Origin of the sequence: Pseudomonas sp. AO-1, assembly GCF_019775695.1 — a bacterium.
Lineage (GTDB): Bacteria > Pseudomonadota > Gammaproteobacteria > Pseudomonadales > Pseudomonadaceae > Aquipseudomonas > Aquipseudomonas parakoreensis.
The window spans coordinates 5,769,637-5,786,947 of sequence record NZ_CP079947.1; the positions used below are offsets into that span (position 1 = coordinate 5,769,637).

At 62.2% G+C, this 17,311-nt stretch carries 16 protein-coding genes; 4 read left to right on the forward strand and 12 right to left on the reverse strand.

Features of this window, described 5'->3' with window-relative positions; all coding sequences use genetic code 11:
• Positions 1 to 4 precede the first annotated feature (4 nt).
• On the reverse strand, positions 5 to 1,600 hold the full coding sequence (locus tag KVQ82_RS26350; RefSeq protein ID WP_222016672.1) for a glycerol-3-phosphate dehydrogenase/oxidase: 1,596 nt from the start codon (positions 1,598 to 1,600) through the stop codon (positions 5 to 7).
• Between the two features lie 5 nt (positions 1,601 to 1,605).
• On the reverse strand, positions 1,606 to 3,201 hold the full coding sequence (locus tag KVQ82_RS26355) for an FAD-binding oxidoreductase (RefSeq protein WP_222016674.1): 1,596 nt from the start codon (positions 3,199 to 3,201) through the stop codon (positions 1,606 to 1,608).
• Between the two features lie 211 nt (positions 3,202 to 3,412).
• Here KVQ82_RS26355 and KVQ82_RS26360 point away from each other — a divergent pair, with 211 nt between their 5' ends.
• Entirely contained in the window at positions 3,413 to 4,429 is a 1,017-nt protein-coding gene (locus KVQ82_RS26360) for an AraC family transcriptional regulator (protein WP_131671405.1), read from the forward strand.
• 156 nt (positions 4,430 to 4,585) lie between these two features.
• On the opposite strand, the gene KVQ82_RS26365 is transcribed toward KVQ82_RS26360, so the two are convergent.
• The 7 genes from KVQ82_RS26365 to KVQ82_RS26395 form a co-directional block, all read right to left on the reverse strand.
• Positions 4,586 to 4,954 carry a glyoxalase superfamily protein gene (locus KVQ82_RS26365; RefSeq protein WP_041066674.1) on the reverse strand — a complete coding sequence of 123 codons (369 nt, stop codon included), beginning with the start codon at positions 4,952 to 4,954 and terminating at the stop codon, positions 4,586 to 4,588.
• Positions 4,955 to 5,105: 151 nt separating this feature from the next.
• Positions 5,106 to 6,563, reverse strand: a complete 1,458-nt coding sequence (locus KVQ82_RS26370) for an amidohydrolase family protein (protein ID WP_222016675.1) — start codon at positions 6,561 to 6,563, stop codon at positions 5,106 to 5,108.
• 1 nt (position 6,564) lies between these two features.
• Positions 6,565 to 7,425 (reverse strand): MurR/RpiR family transcriptional regulator, encoded by an 861-nt coding sequence (locus KVQ82_RS26375; RefSeq protein ID WP_047291119.1) that lies wholly within the window; start codon positions 7,423 to 7,425, stop codon positions 6,565 to 6,567.
• Positions 7,426 to 7,440: 15 nt separating this feature from the next.
• Complete coding sequence (locus KVQ82_RS26380; protein WP_222016676.1) at positions 7,441 to 8,790, reverse strand: GntP family permease; 1,350 nt, start codon at positions 8,788 to 8,790, stop codon at positions 7,441 to 7,443.
• Positions 8,791 to 9,104: 314 nt separating this feature from the next.
• The gene (locus KVQ82_RS26385) at positions 9,105 to 9,998 is read right to left on the reverse strand and encodes an NAD-dependent epimerase/dehydratase family protein (RefSeq protein ID WP_222016677.1); all 894 of its coding nucleotides are present in this window, start codon (positions 9,996 to 9,998) and stop codon (positions 9,105 to 9,107) included.
• A 103-nt stretch (positions 9,999 to 10,101) separates the two neighbouring features.
• Complete coding sequence (locus KVQ82_RS26390; RefSeq protein ID WP_222016678.1) at positions 10,102 to 11,013, reverse strand: LysR family transcriptional regulator; 912 nt, start codon at positions 11,011 to 11,013, stop codon at positions 10,102 to 10,104.
• A gap of 208 nt (positions 11,014 to 11,221) precedes the next feature.
• The gene (locus tag KVQ82_RS26395) at positions 11,222 to 11,812 is read right to left on the reverse strand and encodes an NAD(P)H-dependent oxidoreductase (protein WP_095139858.1); all 591 of its coding nucleotides are present in this window, start codon (positions 11,810 to 11,812) and stop codon (positions 11,222 to 11,224) included.
• 182 nt (positions 11,813 to 11,994) lie between these two features.
• On the opposite strand from KVQ82_RS26395, the gene KVQ82_RS26400 reads away from it, so the two are divergent.
• Positions 11,995 to 12,309: a putative quinol monooxygenase gene (locus KVQ82_RS26400; RefSeq protein ID WP_041066659.1), complete on the forward strand. Its 315-nt coding sequence runs from the start codon at positions 11,995 to 11,997 to the stop codon at positions 12,307 to 12,309.
• Here KVQ82_RS26400 and KVQ82_RS26405 read toward each other — a convergent pair.
• On the reverse strand, positions 12,299 to 13,063 hold the full coding sequence (locus tag KVQ82_RS26405) for a sulfite exporter TauE/SafE family protein (RefSeq protein ID WP_222016680.1): 765 nt from the start codon (positions 13,061 to 13,063) through the stop codon (positions 12,299 to 12,301). The two genes, KVQ82_RS26400 and KVQ82_RS26405, sit on opposite strands and share 11 nt — an antisense overlap.
• Positions 13,064 to 13,295: 232 nt before the next feature.
• Between KVQ82_RS26405 and KVQ82_RS26410 the strand changes: the two genes are divergently transcribed.
• Entirely contained in the window at positions 13,296 to 14,234 is a 939-nt protein-coding gene (locus KVQ82_RS26410) for a LysR substrate-binding domain-containing protein (protein WP_222016681.1), read from the forward strand.
• 34 nt (positions 14,235 to 14,268) lie between these two features.
• On the forward strand, positions 14,269 to 14,619 hold the full coding sequence (locus KVQ82_RS26415) for a cupin domain-containing protein (protein ID WP_003221437.1): 351 nt from the start codon (positions 14,269 to 14,271) through the stop codon (positions 14,617 to 14,619).
• Positions 14,620 to 14,875: 256 nt separating this feature from the next.
• Here KVQ82_RS26415 and mmsB read toward each other — a convergent pair whose 3' ends face one another.
• Positions 14,876 to 15,763, reverse strand: coding sequence for a 3-hydroxyisobutyrate dehydrogenase (gene mmsB, locus KVQ82_RS26420; protein ID WP_222016683.1), 888 nt, complete (start codon positions 15,761 to 15,763; stop codon positions 14,876 to 14,878).
• A gap of 9 nt (positions 15,764 to 15,772) precedes the next feature.
• Positions 15,773 to 17,299 carry a CoA-acylating methylmalonate-semialdehyde dehydrogenase gene (locus tag KVQ82_RS26425; RefSeq protein ID WP_115987656.1) on the reverse strand — a complete coding sequence of 509 codons (1,527 nt, stop codon included), beginning with the start codon at positions 17,297 to 17,299 and terminating at the stop codon, positions 15,773 to 15,775.
• Positions 17,300 to 17,311 lie beyond the last annotated feature (12 nt).

The following is a 17,311-nucleotide window of genomic DNA, read 5'->3' on the forward strand; positions in this document are numbered from 1 at the left end:
GGCCTCAAGGCGTGGCATCCGGCAGACCGTGATGGCGTTGCCACAACGCCCGGTAACGCTGCAGTTCTTGCAGCCAGTGTGCATCGTCCCAGCCCAGGCGTGGCTGGCAGAGTTGGCGGATGGCGGCGAAATGCGCTTCGCCACCGCGCGCCAGCAACAGGCCCAGACGGGTGCGGCGCAGCAACAGATCATCGAGGTGCAGCACCATTTCCGCCTCGCAGGCGAAGGCCAGCTCTGCCCACAAGGTGTCAGTGTTGCCGACCGTTTCGTGGCCTAACTCGGCGATCAGTTGCGCCAGTCGCGGCAGATCACGGCCGTGCCTGCCGGCCAGCCGTCGCCACTGCTGCGGGCTGAGTCCGGGAATGGTCAGTGGCGGTACGGCTGCGAAAACCGGCGCGCCGTCATCTTCGAAAGCGCGGCCAAGCATGTCGGCACAGGCCTTGAGCACTTCGATGGCTTGCGGGCGAAACGTCGTCAGTTTGCCACCGGCCAACGTGACACAACCCGGCTCCTGCCACAGCACATGTTCACGGGTTTCATTCGACGGCTCGCCTTGCTGTGCACCCGCCGCGCTGCCCACCACCGGACGCACGCCGGACCAGGTCGACAGCACATCGCTCGCCGTCACTTCGGCACCTGGAAATTGTTGCGTGCAGGCCGCCAGCAGGTAGTCGAGTTCTTCGGTGCTGATGCTCGCGCTCTGATCCAGATCCTCACGATGATCGAGATCCGTAGTGCCAACCACCGTCGCCCCTTCCCACGGAAAAACGAACACCGGCCGCCGGTCGCGCGCATGCAGAAACGTGAGGGCCTGCGCCACCGGCAAACGCCAGCCCGGCAGCAGCAGATGACTACCGCGCAATGGCCGCAGTTGTCGCGGAGCCTCGGGCAAACGCAGGCGCTCAGCCCACGCGCCGGTCGCCACCGCCAGCACGCCGCAACGCAATTGCCGCGCCCCACCCGCCTCACAGTCCTCGATCTGCACCCCACACACCCGGCCGTCTTCGCGCAGCAAATGTTCGACGCGCACCCCGTTGAGCACCACTGCGCCATCGGCCCGCGCTTCACTCAACACGCGCATCACCAGCCGTGCATCATCGGTCAGCGCATCGACAAAACAGGTGCCACCGAGCAGCCGGGTTTCCTTCACCCCCGGCGCGAGAAAACGCAGTTGCTGCGCGTCGTGAAAACGATGGCTGCGTCGCCCGGCCAACGCGTCGTACACCGACAACAAACCACCGAGCACACGCGGCCCGGGAAAGCCGCCGCGATAGTGCGGCATCAGGAAACTCATCGGCTCCACCAGCCCCGGCGCTTCGTCGAGCAGGCGCTGGCGCTCGCGCACCGAATCGCGGGTCAGGCGCCACTGGCCCTTGGCGATATAACGCAATCCGCCGTGAACCATTTTCGACGACCGGCTGGAGGTGCCCCAAGCGAAATCCCGTTGCTCCAGCAGCAGACAACGCCAGCCACGCCGTGCCGCTTCGCGCAGAATGCCGGCACCGCTGATGCCGCCGCCGATGACGATCAGATCCCAGCTTGCGTCGGCCAATGTCGGCAAAGTTTGCTGGCGCCACGCAGCGTTCCAGTCCGGGTGCATGATCGTCACTCCTGCATCAGCGTGCCGGGGTTGAGGCGCCCGGCCGGATCGAAGTGCCTGCTCAGCGCCTGTAAGGTATCCATCGCCAGCGCGCCTTTTTCGCGCGGCAGGTACGGCGCGTGATCCTTGCCGACCCCATGCTGGTGGCTGATGGTGCCGTGGTTGTCGACGATGGTCTGGCTGGCTGCGTGCTTGAGCGCCTGCCAGCGCGCCAGCGTCGCCGGATAATCCGCCGCCGGGCGAAACACGTAAGTGGTGTAGATGCTCGAACCTTCGCCGTAGACGTGGGACAGATGGGTGAACACATGCACCCGTTCGCCCTCTGCCGCCAAGGCGTCGCGCAGGCTGTTTTCGATGAGGTTGAGCAGATTGTCGACGTTGCTCCAGTCGGTGGCGGTTTCCAGGGTGTCGACGACGTAGCCGGCGTTCCACAGGTTCTCGCGCAGGTAGGGGAAACGGAAGCGGTTCTGCGCCCATTTCTTGCCGAGCAAGGTGCCGGTGAAGACGCCGCCGAAGGCTTTCAGATGCTGGCGCGCCTGGCTCAGCGACAGCGCGTTTTGCCGACGGTTGCCGGTGACGCCGAAGGTCAGCAGGCACTTGCCTTCACCGGCGCCGCGCAGGTTCAGATACTTTTCCAGCCAGGCGATCTGCTGCGGATGCCCGGCCAGCGCCAGTTGGGTTTCGGTCTCCACCGCGTTCGACAGCCGCAGCATCGACAGCGGCACCCGCGCCTGCGCCAATTGGCGAATCGCTTGCAGCGCCTTGCTCCAACTGGGCAGGAACACTCCGTAAAAACGCTCATCGGCCGGCAGCGGACTGACCCGCACTTTGACCTCGGAAATGATCCCGAAACGGCCCTCGCAACCGAGCACCACTTCACGCAAATCGGGCCCCGCCGCCGAGGCAGGAAAGGTCGGGATTTCCAATGGCCCGGCGAAAGTTTCCAGGGTGCCGCCAGCGAACAATTGCTCGATGCGCCCGTAACGCAACGACTGCTGACCGCTGGAGCGACTGGCGACCCAACCGCCCAGCGTCGACAGCTCCCACGACTGCGGGAAATGCCCCAGCGTGTAGCCGCGAGCGCGCAGCTGACTTTCCACCTGCGGGCCACTGGCACCGGGGCCAAACGTCGCCAGTTGGCTCTGCTCGTCGAGGTCGATCAGACGATTCATCCGCGCCAGCGACACGGTCACTACAGGTCGCGCCGAATCCGGCGGGTTGATGTGCCCGGCCACCGAGGTGCCACCGCCGTAGGGAATCAGGCACAGGTCCTGTTGATGCGCGAGCGCCAGCAATTGGCGGATCTGCCCGGCGGTCTCCGGAAACGCCACCGCGTCCGGATAATTGCCCAGCGCACCTTCGCGCAGCGCCAGCCAGTCCGGCAAACTCTGGCCCCGAGCGTGCAGCAGACGATCATGGGCATCAACGCTGTACAAGGCGTGCGCCGCCAACCGTGAGACCGGCACTCGCGCCAGTGCTGCCTCCAGCGTGGCATCGGGCAGCGCGCGCCCGGCCCCCAACCGTTCATGGAGAAAACTCGCGCCCTGGGCCGGCAGTTCGACCACCGTGGTTGCATCTCCCCAGCCGTTCCAGCGTCGCATGCGTGTGTCCTTCTTATGCAGTCTGATCAGTGATGTGGCAGGCCTCCATACTAGTCAGCGGCCGCAAAGTGTCACGGTCGCATCCGGCCAGTTCGAGTAGCCAATTGAGTCAAACGTCGCGCAAGTGCCAGCCATTTACTTTAGTCGGGGTTTCAAATTACCTTTCAGGCATTCATTCGCTCACGCAGGCCTTGATCAAGGGATTCGGATCATGCAATCGCTCGGCTTCACCTCGGTTCCGCCGCTGCTCAAATACGTGCGCCATGCCGAGCAACTGGGCATGGCCATCGAGCCGGCGTTGGCCGCTGCCGGTTTGCAGGCGCAGCAACTGAGCGACAACAGCCTGCGCCTGCCGGGCGAAACCCATGAGCGCCTGCTCGATTATTTCTGCGAGCACTCGGGCGATCCGCTGTTTGGTCTCAACGCGGCCAATTTCGTCCTGCCCAATTCCTGGAGCGTGCTCGGTTACATCACCATGAACTGCGCGACCCTGGGCGATGCGATGAGCCGGATCATGCCGTTCGAAAAACTGGTGGGCGACATGGGCGTCAGCCGCGCCGAGGTGCAGGACGGTCACGTGCACCTGATCTGGACGTGCCGCTACGAGCGCCCGCGTATCCGCCGGCATCTGGTGGAAAACGTCCTCGGCTCGTGGCTGCAATATGCACGCTGGATAGCCGACACGCAGATGTCGCCCGCCGCCGTGTGGCTGGAACATCCGTGCCCGCCAGACGCCAGCCAGGCGCAGTACGAAGCGTTTTTCGATTGCCCGGTGCTGTTCGAGCAGGCGTATTCGGCGCTGATCGTGCCACTGGCGTATCTGCAGTTGCCGCTGCGCCAGGCCGACGCGCAATTGCTGCGCACCCTGGAAGAACATGCGATGGGGTTGATGGCGACGCTGGAGGATGCGTCGCTGGAACAGCGGGTCAAAAGCATCCTGCGTCAACTGCTCAAGGAAGGCTTGCCGCGCAAGGAACAGGTGGCCGAGCAGCTCGCGGTGTCGGTGCGCACGTTGCAGCGCCAGTTGCATCAGGCGGGGACGTCGTATCAGCAGATTCTCGATGACTTGCGTCAGGAGCTGGCGGAGCATTATTTGCTCAACAGCACGTTGCCGATTCAAGACATTGCGCAGTATCTGGGGTTTACCGAGCCGCGGTCGTTTCATCGCACGTTCAAGAGCCGGCGCGGGATGCCGCCGGGGGAGTTTCGGCAGATGCATCGGGGGTGATTGTTCTGGCCTCATCGCTGGCAAGCCAGCTCCCACAGGTTTCTTGGTGAAGCACAAATTTTGTGTACGACTCGATCACTGTGGGAGCTGGCTTGCCAGCGATGGCGCCAGTAGCCACCTTAATGGTTTGGCAGCGCTTTTTTTGTATGGCTCGACTCAGACACTGATCGCGTTGGTAAACACCAGTCGATTGCCAAACGGATCAGCAATGGTCATGTCCTGACTGCCCCACGGCATCGCCTGAATCTGTGGGTGCGAGAACTTGTAATCCTTGGCCTGCAACTGCTGCTGAAACGCCTCCAGCTCGTCGGTCTCGATGCGCAACGCCGAGCCCGGCGTCGCGTCGCCATGATGCTCGGACAGGTGCAGCACGCATTCGCCACGGGACACCTGCAGATACAGCGGGAAATTCGCTTCGAAACGGTGCTGCCAGTCGATCTTGAAGCCAAGGAAGTCGACGTAAAACTCCAACGCCTTGGCTTCATCGAAGATCCGCAGGATCGGGGTGGTTTTGCCGAAGCTCATGGGGTGCTCCCTGACTGGTTGGCCCAAGCGTTTAGCGGGGCTGGATGTCAGCAATTCGGCTTGGTTTCGACATTCTTTAATCTCAGAGTGCCACTATGAGACGCAGATCAAAAGATCGCAGCCTTCGGCAGCGCCTACCGGGGCTTGGCAATCAATGAAATCCTTCGCGCAAATCCCCCTGCCGCGCCAGAAACCGCCCTTCCCGGCGACCATTTGCCTGCCCGTCGCGATAGCTCAACACGCCATTGACCCACACCCCCTCAATCCCCTGCGCCGCTCGTTGCGGATCAGTGAAATCCGCCACATCGCGCACCGTCTCAGGATCGAACAAGACCAGATCCGCCCAATAGCCCTCACGAATCTCGCCGCGCCCTTTCAAGCCAAACCGCGCCGCCGACAGACCGGTCATCTTGTGCACGGCGGTGTGCAGCGGAAACAACCCGAGATCGCGACTGAAATGGCCGAGTACTCGTGGGAAAGCGCCCCACAAGCGTGGGTGCGGGAATGGGTCCTCCGGCAGTCCGTCAGAGCCGACCATCGACAGCGGATGCGCGAGAATCTTTCGTACGTCCGCCTCGTCCATGCCGTAGTACACCGCGCCCGCCGGTTGCAGGCGTTTGGCGGCTTCGAGCAGTGGCACGTTCCATTCGGCAGCGATGTCGATCAGGTCGCGGCCGCTGACTTCAGGATGCGGCGTCGACCAGGTGATGGTGATGCGATGGGCATCGGTGACTTGCTTCAGATCCAGCGTCGAAGAGCTCGCCGCGTAGGGATAGCAATCGCAGCCCACGTGCTGGGTTTTCGCTGCTTGCTCCAACGCCGCGAGCAACTGCGGACTGCGCCCCCAATTACCGACACCGGCGCATTTGAGGTGGGAAATGATCACCGGGGATCGCGAGTGACGGCCGATGCTGAACGCTTCGTCCATCGCCTCCAGCACCGGCTCGAATTCACTGCGCAGATGGGTGGTGTACACCGCGCCGAACGCGGTCAGTTCTTCGGTCAGTTGCTTCACTTCATCGGTGGAGGCGTTGAAGGCGCTGGCGTAGGCTAGGCCTGTGGATAAACCGAGCGCGCCAGACTCAAGGCTTTCACGCAGTTGCTCACGCATGGCGGTGATTTCGTCAGGCGTGGCAGTGCGAAACAGGTCGTCGAGGTGATTGCTGCGCAGCGCGGTGTGGCCGACCAGTGCGGCGACGTTCAACGTGGTGTTCGCCGCTTCGACGGCGGCACGGTAATCGCTAAAGCGTGGGTAAACGAATGCCGCTGCGCTGCCGAGCAGGTTCATCGGGTCCGGTGGATTGCCTTTGAGACTGACCGGCGAGGCGCTGATCCCACAGTTGCCGACGATCACCGTGGTCACGCCCTGGCTGAGTTTGGGCAGCATCTGCGGCTGGCGGATGACCACGGTGTCGTCGTGGGTGTGCACGTCGATAAAACCCGGGGCGAGCACGCGGCCGGCGGCGTCGATTTCTTCTGTGGCGCGGGCATCGTGCAAGTCGCCGATGCGTTCGATACGGCCGTTGAGAATCGCCACATCGGCGCGGTAGCTGGGGGTATTGCTGCCATCGATGACGGTGGCGTTGCGGATCAGCGTGTCGTACTGCATGTCAGTCTCCCAGCGGCAGGTGATCGTCGCCGCCACGGTATTCGTCGAGGGCGAGTTTGATCCGCCGCAGACGCTCTTGATTGTCTTCAGGATTGGCCAGCGCCAGCTCGGTCGCAAGCACATCGATGGCCAGCAACATGCCGTAGCGCGCCGCCGTTGGTTTGTAGATGAACGAAGTTTCCGCGCCTTGCAGCGGCAGAACGATGTCGGCCAGTTCGGCCAGCGGCGAGTCGGCGCGGGTGATGGCCAGAATGCGTGCGCCGTAGTTGCGCGCCAGTTCGACAGTTTCCAAAAGCTCCGGGGTGATGCCGGTCAGCGAGCAGACGATCAGCACGTGCTCGGCATTGAGGCTGGCGGCGGTGACGCGCATCATCACCGCGTCGTGGCACACCGCAATCGGGTAGCCAAGGCGCACCAGGCGTACCTGCAATTCATCGCTGCACAGGGTCGAGCAACCGCCCATGCCGAACGCATGAATCATCCGCGCCTGGCCGAGCATTTTCACCGCGTCGGCGAAGCGTGATTCGTCGAATCCAGCCAGATGCTGGCGCAGCGTGGTTTCGATATCGCCGACAATCTGCCCGTAGAACGCCGACTGTTCAGGGGTACCCGCCGGGTCGAGAAAACGGCTGCCAACGCCGCTGGCCTGAGCCAGTTGCAGGCGCAGATCACGCAGGTCGCGGCAGCCCACCGTACGGGCAAAACGCGACAGCGTGGCGGTGCTGACTTCGGCCCGTTGCGCGAGGTCTTCGAGGCTGGCGCTCGCGGCAAAACCGACGTCGTCCAGCATCAGCCGGGCGATGCGGCCTTCGCCGGCGCTGAAGGAGTCCTGACGAGCGCGGATCTGATAAAGGATGTCCATGGCGGCGGGCTCCGGTTACAGCAGGTAAGAAAGGCCGACGGTCAAAGCGAAAGCGACCAGCGAGATCAGGGTCTCAAGCACGGTCCAGGTCTTGAACGTCTGCGCGACCGTCATGTTGAAGTATTCCTTGATCAACCAGAAGCCGCCGTCGTTGACGTGGGAAAAGATCACCGAGCCGGCGCCGGTCGCCAGCACCAGCAATTCCGGGTGTGGATAACCCAGACCAATGGCGACCGGCGCAACCACGCCGGATGCGGTGGTCATGGCCACGGTCGCCGAGCCGGTGGCCACCCGCATCAACGCGGCGAACAGCCAGCCCATGATCAGCGGCGACAGGTGAAATTCGTGGGCCAGCCCGACAATCTGATCGGTGACCCCAGCGTCCACCAGAATCCGGTTCAGACCACCGCCGGCGCCGACCAGCAAGGTGATACTGGCGGTCGGTGCCAGGCACTCGTTGGTGAATTTGAGGATTGATTCACGGTTGAAACCCTGAGCGATGCCCAACGTCCAGAAACTCAGCAAGGTCGCCAGCAACAGTGCGATCACTGAGTTGCCGATGAACAACAGGAACTGGTTGAAACCGCTGCCCGGCGTGGAGATCAGGTTGGCCCAGCCACCGATCAGCATCAGCACCACCGGCAACAGAATGGTCGCCATGGTGATGCCGAAACCCGGCAGCCTGTCGCGCGGCTCGCGGTCGAGAAATTGTTTTTCCAGCGGGTTATCCGCCGGCAGTTGAATGCGCGGCACGATGAATTTGGCGTACAGCGGGCCTGCGATGATTGCGGTGGGAATACCGATGGCAATCGCATACAGCAAGGTCTGCCCGACCGAGGCCTGATAAGCCTGCACCGCGAGCATCGCCGCCGGGTGCGGCGGCACCAGCGCATGCACCACCGACAGGCCGGCAACCATCGGCAGGCCGACCATCAGAATCGACACACCCACCCGCCGCGCCACGGTGAAGGCGATGGGTACCAGTAAGACAAAGCCGACTTCGAAGAACAGCGGCAGGCCGACCAGAAACGCGATGCAAACCATCGCCCAGTGTGCGTTTTTTTCGCCGAATTTCTCGATCAAGGTGCGGGCCATCTGCTCCGCACCGCCGGACTCGGCCATCATCTTGCCGAGCATCGTCCCCAGCGCCACCACCAGCGCAATATGCCCCAGCGTCTTGCCCACCCCGGCCTCATACGCCCCCACCACGCCCGACGGCGGCATTCCCGCTACGAGCGCCAGACCGATGGAAATCAGCGTGATGACAATGAACGGATTGAGCCGGTAACGGGCGATCAGCACGATCAAGGCGATGATGGCGACGGCGGCATACATCAGCAGCCAATAGCCGAAGGAAGGTGTCATGCGGTACTCCTCGAAAGGGTCACGTTCGAATGGGTTGTGAAACTCATAAATCATTTCGAGATCGAGTTTTCAAACACCATGAAAGTAATTTTCGTTGGGAGGTAAGGTGTGTCGCTGTTGGATATGTCTTGTCGCGATTAATGAAAATCGCGAGGCGGGATTTACATGGTTCCCAGGCAAACACAAAACCTTGTGGGAGCTGGCTTGCCAGCGATGGCGGCTGCACATTCAACATATTTGCTGACGGGTGAACCGCTATCGCTGGCAAGCCAGCTCCCACAGGTTCGGTGGTGTCTGGATGGCTGGAGTACGATTCACACCATCTCGTTACGAATCCACTCCACCACCGACGTACGCTTTGGCGCCCAGCCCAGCAGTTCACGAGCGTGTTTGCCGCGTACGCGGCTGTTGGAGCCGAGCCCGTAGTTGGCCATTTCGTAGCCCCATTCGGCTTCGGCGTCTTGCAGTGGCCAGTCTTGTGGCTGGCCCAGATTCAACGCCTGCGCCATGGCAGTGGTCATGTCGATGAACGAGGCTTCACCGCTTTCGACGAAGTAGAAGGTGCCGGGCACATTCCGGGTCAGCGCCAGCCGGTACAGGGCGACGACGTCTTCGATGTGTACGTTGGACCAGATGTTCTGGCCAGTGCCGACATGCCGCACCACGCCACTTTTACGTGCTTGTTTGAGCAGACGCGGCAACTGCACGCTGTCGCGATTGACGCCCAGGCTGTGGCCGTAGATCAGGGTGTTGCAGATCACTGCCGAGTTCACGCCGTCCTGTGCGGCGGCGAGGATCAGGTTGTCAATCGCCACGCGCGCCGCCTTGTCGACGGTGGGCTCCGGCAGGTTGTCTTCGTAGTAGATGACGTCGCTGGATTTGCCGCCCGAGGCATCGCCGACGATGCTCGAACCACTGGTGTGCAGGAACACTTTGTGCGAACCGCGCAGGGCATCGAGCAAGGCTTCGACCGCGCCGCGATGGTCACTGCTGGCGGCATTGATCACCGCATCGGCGGCGCGGGCCTGATCGGCCAGCAATGTACTGTCTTCGAGGGTGCCGATCACCGGGGTGATGCCCAAAGCTTTCAGCTCATCGGCCTGCTCGGCGCTGCGCACCAGGCCGGTGACAGAGTGCCCGGCCTGGACCAGACCGGTGGCGATGGAGCCGCCGATAAAACCGGCGGCACCGGTGATGAATACGTTCATGGAGAAACTCCCTGCGTGAATAAGTGATGCAACGAGTATCGACCGGTCACCCCGATGGAAAAACCCGCCCTCGCCCAATTCACTGTTGCGCAGGGGTCACGAATCAGCCCTTGAAATCCGCACTGGCGTACGCCGCGAGTTTGCTCTGGATGAAATCGAGGAAGCACTGGATGCGCAGCGCCAGTTGCGAGTTCCGGTAGTACACCGCGTTGATCGGCTGGCGATAGCCGCTGTTGTATTCCGCCAGCAGCACCTTGAGGCGCCCGGCGCGAATGTCGTCGATGGTCATGAAGTGCGACAGGCAGGCAATGCCCTGGCCTTCCAGCGCCAGCTGGCGCACGGTCTCGCCACTGGAAGCACTGATGGCCGGGGTGATCGGCCAGCGGTCGCCGTGCACGTAACGCAGCGGCCACTGATTGAGGCCTTCGTTGTGGGTGAAACCGAGCAGGGCGTGATCACTCAAGTCGGCGACCTGCTGCGGCGCGCCGTGCTGCTCCAGATACGCCGGACTGGCGACGATCAGCAGCGGACTGCAACCGAGCGAACGCGCATGCAACGTGGAGTCAGCAAGAGTGCCGATACGGATGGCGACGTCGGTGCTTTGTTCCAGCAAGTCAATGATCAGGTCATTGCTGTTGAGTTCGAGCTGGATGTCCGGGTACAACCTGCGGAACTCGTCGATGTAGGGCACGATGGCGTGCAGCATGAACGGCGACGCAGCGTTGATCCGCAGACGTCCGGACGGCGTTTGCTGGCGTGAGGACAGACGCTCTTCGAGGGCATCCATCTGGTCGAGAATCAGCTTGGCCTGCTCGAAGAAATACTTGCCCTCCTCGGTCAGGTCCATGCGCCGCGTGGTGCGGTTGATCAGCGTGGTGTCGAGCTTGGCTTCGAGCCGCGACAACGTGCGGCTGACCGCCGACGGCGTCTGCCCGACCTGTTCGGCGGCGGCGGAAATCGAACCGCACTCGATCACGCAGACGAAAATCTGCAATTCATCGGATCTGGCTTTCACGGGTGTCCCTTATTGATCGACTGCACAAATCCATTGTGGAGAGAGAACACCCCTGTGGCGAGGGGATTTATCCCCGATGGACTGCGCAGCAGGCCCCCGCTTTTTGAGATCAAGATCGGGGGGCCGCTGCGCGACCCATCGGGGATGAATCCCCTCACCACATTTAAAACCCTCACCACAGTTACAACCGTAACCACATGAAATCACTTCACGCCTTGAGACCAAACACCTGTTTCAGATGCTGCTCGTACCGCGCCACATCATTCTCGATGTTCGGGCGCTTCATCACGTCCACACAGAGGAATGTCGGCAGCCCGCTCATGCCCAAAAACTCGTTGGCCTTGTGGAACGGGAAATACACCGCGTCGACACCTTTGGCTTCGAAGAAATCGCTCGGGTCGTCGAAAGCTTGCTGCGGTGCGTTCCAGGTCAGCGACAGCATGTATTGCTTGCCCTGAATCAGACCGCCGCTGCCGTACTTCTGCGACGCATCGGAACGGGTCCGACCATCGCTGGCATAGAGGCTGCCGTGGCCTTCGGTGAAGACTTCGTCGATGTACTTTTTCACGGTCCACGGCGCGCCCATCCACCAGCCCGGCATCTGATAAATGATCACATCGGCCCAGAGGAATTTGGCCACTTCTTCAGCGACGTCGTAACCCTCATCGATGAACGTAGTTTTGACATCCAGGCCACCACGATCCAGCACGCTCAGTGCAGTTTCGTGCAGGGTCGCGTTGTAACGACCGTCGGAATGGGCGAATTTCTTGCCGCCATTGAGCAACAACACTTTTTTCATCAGAACGCCTCGCGCAGCCATTGGGCTGGGGAAAGATGGGAAAACGAATGGCGGCAGGTTAACCATCCATCTCGCGCGGAATAAGCCGCGTCGGCGCAAAATACATTTGACCAAAATGCACGAATTGAACGCAGATTGTTGCAATAGCATTGGCAGCCATCTGCATTTGAGGAGTTGATCTGATGAGTGAACGCCACGGTTTCATCCTGCACGCCAAGACCCGCCCGGAGAAAGCCGAGGCCTTCGAAGCGCTGTTTCGCGCCTATGTCGAACCGAGCCGCGCCGAACCGGGCTGCATTGAGTACCACATGCTGCGCGACCAGGAAGACCCGACGCTGTTCATCTTCTACGAGATCTGGGAAAGCCAGGCGCACCTGGACGTGCACTCGAACCTGCCGCACATGCGCGAGTTTTTCGACAACCGCATGACGTACCTGGAGCGCGATTTCGATATCCGTCGGATCGAAATGCTCAGCGCGTCGTCGGCTAGCCGCTGATCAGCAAATGGGCGCCGAGTGCGCCCAGTCCGATAAAGAACACGCGCCTGAACAGCACGGCGCTGATGCGCTGCCGCAGCCATTGGCCGAACCCCATGCCCAGCATCGCGGGGATCAGCACCAGCAGCGAGGCAGTCAACTCGCCACTGCCCAGTGCATCGCGCCAGAACAGGCCGCCGGCCAGCGCCAGGGTCGAGACGGTGAACGACAGGCCCAGCGCCTGCACCAGTTCATCACGCTGCAAACCCAACGCCTGCAGGTACGGCACCGCCGGAATCACGAACACACCGGTGGCCGAAGTGATAACCCCGGTGATCAGCCCGCACAGCGGACCCAGCCACGGCTCATGCCGGGGATTGACCTGCAGGGTCGGCAGCAGCAACCCGCTCAACGCATACAGCAGCAACGCCGCGCCCAAGCCGCGCACCACCCAATGCCCGCCCGCCATGCCGATCGACAACGTGCCGACGGCGGTCCCGAGGAAGATCATCAGCAGCAGCGGCCACAGGCGTTTGATCAGTCCTTTCAGATGCCCGCCAAAGGCCAGTTGCCAAACGTTGGTCAGCGTCGCCGGAATGATCAGCAACGCGGCTGCCTGTGATGGGGCCATAGCCAGACCGAGCAGGCCCATGGCGACGGTGGGCAAGCCAAGACCGATTACCCCTTTGACCAGACCGGCCATGATAAAGGTGGCGATGACCAGCAACGATAGGCCCATGCCGAGGTTTTGATAGAAGTCTGCGAGTGCGTTCATGGCGCTACTGTGCGCCTTGGCGGGTGTGCTGAAAATCTGCCATATACTGAGGCTGCCTCTTTCGATACAAGAGGCTGCAGATTTGATGGAGACTTCCGGCCTCATCGCTGGCAAGCCAGCTCCCACAGGTTTCAGTGTGGATTACAGATTTTGTGCACAACACACATCCTGTGGGAGCTGGCTTGCCAGCGATAGGGCCCGCCCAGACACCACAAAAACCACAGGCTGCCCCATGCACTTCGACCTCACCGACCTGCGCCTCTACCTGCACATCCTCGACGCCGGCAACATCACCGCCGGCGCCGCCCGCAGCCATCTGTCACTCGCCGCCGCCAGTGCGCGTATCCGGGCCATGGAGGCTTCGCTCGGCACCGAGTTCCTGCAGCGCGGGCGCCGCGGCGTGAGCCCGACGCCGGCCGGCAAGGCGCTGGCGCAACATGCGCGCGTCCTCCTGCAACAGTCCGAACGCATGCAGCAGGATCTGGCCGACTACGCCCAAGGCGTCAAAGGCCAGGTACGGCTGCTGTGCAACACCACCGCGATCACTGAATACCTGCCGGAAGTGCTGGCGGACTTTTTGTGCGAGCATCCCAACCTCGATATCGATCTGCAGGAATTGCCCAGCGCGCGCATCACTCATGCCTTGCGCCAAGGCGCGGCGGACCTCGGGATTGTGTCCGACGCCGTCGATACCACCGACCTGCAGACCCTGCCATTTCGTGCCGATCCACTGGTGCTGATCCTCCCCCTCGACCACCCATTGTCTGACGCTGCGCCAGTCCGTTTCAGCGACGCCCTGCAGCATGACTTTGTCGGACTGCGCGCTGATAGCGCGCTGGCGGTGTATCTGGAAGAACAAGCGCTGCACAGCGGCTCGCGGATGCAGATCCGCATCCGCGCCGACGGATTCGACGGGGTGCTACGCATGGTCGCCCGAGGTGCCGGGCTGGCAATTGTGCCGCTGGCCGCTGTCGAGCGAACCGCGTTGCGGTCATTCAAATGGGTTGCGCTCAATGAAACGTGGGCACGCCGCACGCTCATGTTGTGCGCCCGAGACTTCGCTACGTTGCCGAATTACGCCCGCGCGTTGTTACACGCGCTCACTGATCCGCGCGTTTCTGAGCAGTTCGATGTCGAGCACAGACAACTGAACGGCGAGCAGGCGCTATAGGGTTTGATTTCAAATCCCTCTGCCCGGAGTTCCCATGACCGCGACCGCCCCCATCACCGTTCTGCGCGACACCCACCCGCTGCCGGTACTCGATGCCTGCAAATGGGAAAAACTCGAAGGTGACCCGCACACCGTCAACCTCAACGCCTACACCAGCGAAGACGGCAGCAAGATCATGGGCACCTGGATCTGCACCCCGGGCAAGTGGCGGGTCGACTACGTGAAGTGGGAGTACTGCCACTTCCAGGAAGGCTATTGCATCATCACCCCAGACGGCATGGCGCCGATTCACCTGCGTGCCGGCGACATCTTCGTGGTTGAGCCGGGGATGAAAGGCACCTGGGAAGTGGTCGAGACCGTACGCAAATATTTTGTCTTTGCCTGACAAGCAAAAGATCGCAGCCTTCGGCAGCTCCTACATGGGCAAGATGTACACCCTGTAGGAGCTGCCGAAGGCTGCGATCTTTTTTGCCTCCCATAAAAAGCCCAGGAAACCACCTGTGGCGAGGGAGCTTGCTCCCGCTCGGCTGCGCAGCAGTCGTAAATTCAGAAAGCGCGTTTACCAGGTTTAGGTCTGCCATGCAGACCAGCGGGAGCAAGCTCCCTCGCCACAAAAGCCCCCCCCACAATTTGATGCCTGGTTACTGCGGCTTGCGATAGCTGTTGATAATCGCTGAGAAGTCCTTGCCGCCTTCCCCGCGCTGGCTCATCGCCTGATACAACTGCTGCGCCACCGCGCCGAGCACCACCGGTTGATGCGCCTGACGCGCCGCTTCGGTGGCCAGGCCCAGATCCTTGAGCATCAGCTCGGCGCCGAAGCCACCGGTGTAACCGCGCGAGGCCGGCGCCGTTTCGACGATGCCCGGCCACGGGTTGTACATTTCCGAACTCCAGCAACGCCCGGTCGAGCTGTTGATGATTCCGGCCAGCACCGAGGTGTCGATCCCCAGTGCATCGCCCAGCGCCATCGCTTCGCTGACACCGACCATCGAAATCGCCAGCAGCAGGTTGTTGCAGATCTTGGCGATCTGCCCGGTGCCGACTTCGCCGCAATGCACGATGTTGCGGCCCATCTGCGCCAGCACCGGCTGCAGGGTGGCAAACAGTTCCGGGGTGGCGCCGACCATGAAGGTCAGCGTGCCAGCGGTCGCGCCGCCAGTGCCGCCGGAGACCGGTGCATCGGCCATGGCCACGCCTTGTTTGGCGGCAGCGGCGGCCACATCGCGGGCGGTCTGCGGATCAATGGTGCTGCAATCCACCGCCGGCACACCTTTGCCGATACCGGCCAGCACACCGTCCTCACCGAGCCAGACGCTGCGCACATGCACCGCGGCCGGGAGCATGGTGATCACCAGATCGGCGTCTTGCGCCGCCTCACGGGCCGACGCGCGGATGGTGCCGCCCAGTTGCTCAAGCTCCGCCAGCACCGTCTTGTTCAGGTCGACCAGATTCAGTGAATGGCCGGCCTTGATCAGGTTGCGCGCCATCGGCGCGCCCATGTTGCCCAGACCGATAAATGCGATTTTCATGGCCAGTCCTCAGCGCAGGTTGATGGTGGTGTTCACGCCGTCGTTGACGCTGTCGTCATCGAACCAGCGCGCCGTGACCGTTTTGGTCTGGGTGTAGAACTGCACCACTTGCTTGCCGTACGGGCCGAGGTCGCCGAGTTTCGAGCCACGGGAACCGGTGAAGCTGAAGAACGGCACCGGCACCGGAATCGGGATGTTGATGCCGACCTGGCCGACGTCGATTTCACTCTGAAATTTACGCGCCGCCGCACCGCTCTGGGTGAACAGGCCCGTGCCGTTGCCGAACGGGTTGGCGTTGACCAGCGCAATGGCCTGATCAAGGGTGTCGACTTCCAGCACCACCAGCACCGGGCCGAAGATTTCCTGGGTGTAGATCTGCATGTCGGTGGTCACGCCCGAGAACAGGGTCGGGCCGACAAAGTTGCCTTGCTCGTAGCCGGGCACCTTGATGTCGCGACCATCGAGCTCAAGCTTGGCGCCTTCCTTGATGCCGCTCTCGATCAGCTCAAGAATCCGCGCCTTGGCCTTCTTCGAGATCACCGGACCCACATCGGTACCCGCCTCGCTGCCGGCGTTGACCTTGAGTTTCTGCGCCAGTGCTTTCAGGTCCGGCAGCCATTGTTTCGCGGCACCGACCAGCACCACCACCGAGGTAGCCATGCAACGCTGCCCGGCGGCACCGAAACCGGCGCCGACCAGCGCATTCAGCGCTTGCTCGCGATTGGCGTCCGGCAGCACCACGGCGTGGTTCTTCGCGCCCATCATCGATTGCACGCGTTTGCCGTGCTTGCCGGCCAGGTCGTAAACGTGAGTACCGACCGCCGTCGAACCAACGAACGATACGGCTTTGATGTCCTTGTGGGTGCACAGGCCATCAACCACATCCTTGCCGCCGTGTACCACGTTGAGCACACCCGCCGGAACGCCGGCTTCAATCGCCAGCTCCACCAGCAGCATGGTCGACAGCGGATCCTGCTCCGAAGGTTTCAAGACGAAGGTGTTGCCGCAGGCGATGGCCATCGGGAACATCCACAGCGGAATCATCGCCGGGAAGTTGAACGGGGTGATGCCGGCACACACGCCGATCGGCTGGCGCAGGGTGTAGGTATCGACGCCGCCCGCCACGTTTTCGGCGAACTCGCCCATTTGCAGGGTGCCGATGGAACAGGCGTGTTCGACCACTTCCAGGCCACGGAAAATATCGCCCTCGGCGTCGGCAATGGTCTTGCCCTGCTCGGCGCTCAGCACCACGGCAATGCGTTTGGAGTGCTCGCGGATCAGTGCCTGCAGTTTGAGCATGATGCGCATGCGCGCGCCGATCGGGGTCAGTTTCCAGGTCTGGAACGCGCGGTGCGCGGCACTGATGGCGGCATCGACTTCAGCGGCGGTGGCAAACGGCACTTTGGCCAGCACTTGCTGGGTCGCCGGGTTGACGATGTCGTGCCACTCGGTGGTCTGCGATTCGACCCACTCGCCGTCGATCAGCAGCTTGACCTTCTGGACCGTGGTTTCGTTGGGCGTAAGCGATGCGTTCATGCTGGTCTCCGA

What these genes read in the sequence shown, in the direction of transcription:
- KVQ82_RS26405 (WP_222016680.1), bottom strand. Translation starts at nt 13,063, where the DNA reads ATGAACGCACTCGCAGACTTCTATCAAAACCTCGGCATGGGCCTATCG.
- KVQ82_RS26370 (WP_222016675.1), bottom strand. Translation starts at nt 6,563, where the DNA reads ATGCAGTACGACACGCTGATCCGCAACGCCACCGTCATCGATGGCAGC.
- KVQ82_RS26395 (WP_095139858.1), bottom strand. Translation starts at nt 11,812, where the DNA reads ATGAAAAAAGTGTTGTTGCTCAATGGCGGCAAGAAATTCGCCCATTCC.
- KVQ82_RS26385 (WP_222016677.1), bottom strand. Translation starts at nt 9,998, where the DNA reads ATGAACGTATTCATCACCGGTGCCGCCGGTTTTATCGGCGGCTCCATC.
- KVQ82_RS26350 (WP_222016672.1), bottom strand. Translation starts at nt 1,600, where the DNA reads ATGCACCCGGACTGGAACGCTGCGTGGCGCCAGCAAACTTTGCCGACA.
- KVQ82_RS26375 (WP_047291119.1), bottom strand. Translation starts at nt 7,425, where the DNA reads ATGGACATCCTTTATCAGATCCGCGCTCGTCAGGACTCCTTCAGCGCC.
- KVQ82_RS26410 (WP_222016681.1), top strand. Translation starts at nt 13,296, where the DNA reads ATGCACTTCGACCTCACCGACCTGCGCCTCTACCTGCACATCCTCGAC.
- KVQ82_RS26380 (WP_222016676.1), bottom strand. Translation starts at nt 8,790, where the DNA reads ATGACACCTTCCTTCGGCTATTGGCTGCTGATGTATGCCGCCGTCGCC.
- KVQ82_RS26365 (WP_041066674.1), bottom strand. Translation starts at nt 4,954, where the DNA reads ATGAGCTTCGGCAAAACCACCCCGATCCTGCGGATCTTCGATGAAGCC.
- KVQ82_RS26355 (WP_222016674.1), bottom strand. Translation starts at nt 3,201, where the DNA reads ATGCGACGCTGGAACGGCTGGGGAGATGCAACCACGGTGGTCGAACTG.
- KVQ82_RS26400 (WP_041066659.1), top strand. Translation starts at nt 11,995, where the DNA reads ATGAGTGAACGCCACGGTTTCATCCTGCACGCCAAGACCCGCCCGGAG.
- KVQ82_RS26415 (WP_003221437.1), top strand. Translation starts at nt 14,269, where the DNA reads ATGACCGCGACCGCCCCCATCACCGTTCTGCGCGACACCCACCCGCTG.
- mmsB (WP_222016683.1), bottom strand. Translation starts at nt 15,763, where the DNA reads ATGAAAATCGCATTTATCGGTCTGGGCAACATGGGCGCGCCGATGGCG.
- KVQ82_RS26425 (WP_115987656.1), bottom strand. Translation starts at nt 17,299, where the DNA reads ATGAACGCATCGCTTACGCCCAACGAAACCACGGTCCAGAAGGTCAAG.
- KVQ82_RS26360 (WP_131671405.1), top strand. Translation starts at nt 3,413, where the DNA reads ATGCAATCGCTCGGCTTCACCTCGGTTCCGCCGCTGCTCAAATACGTG.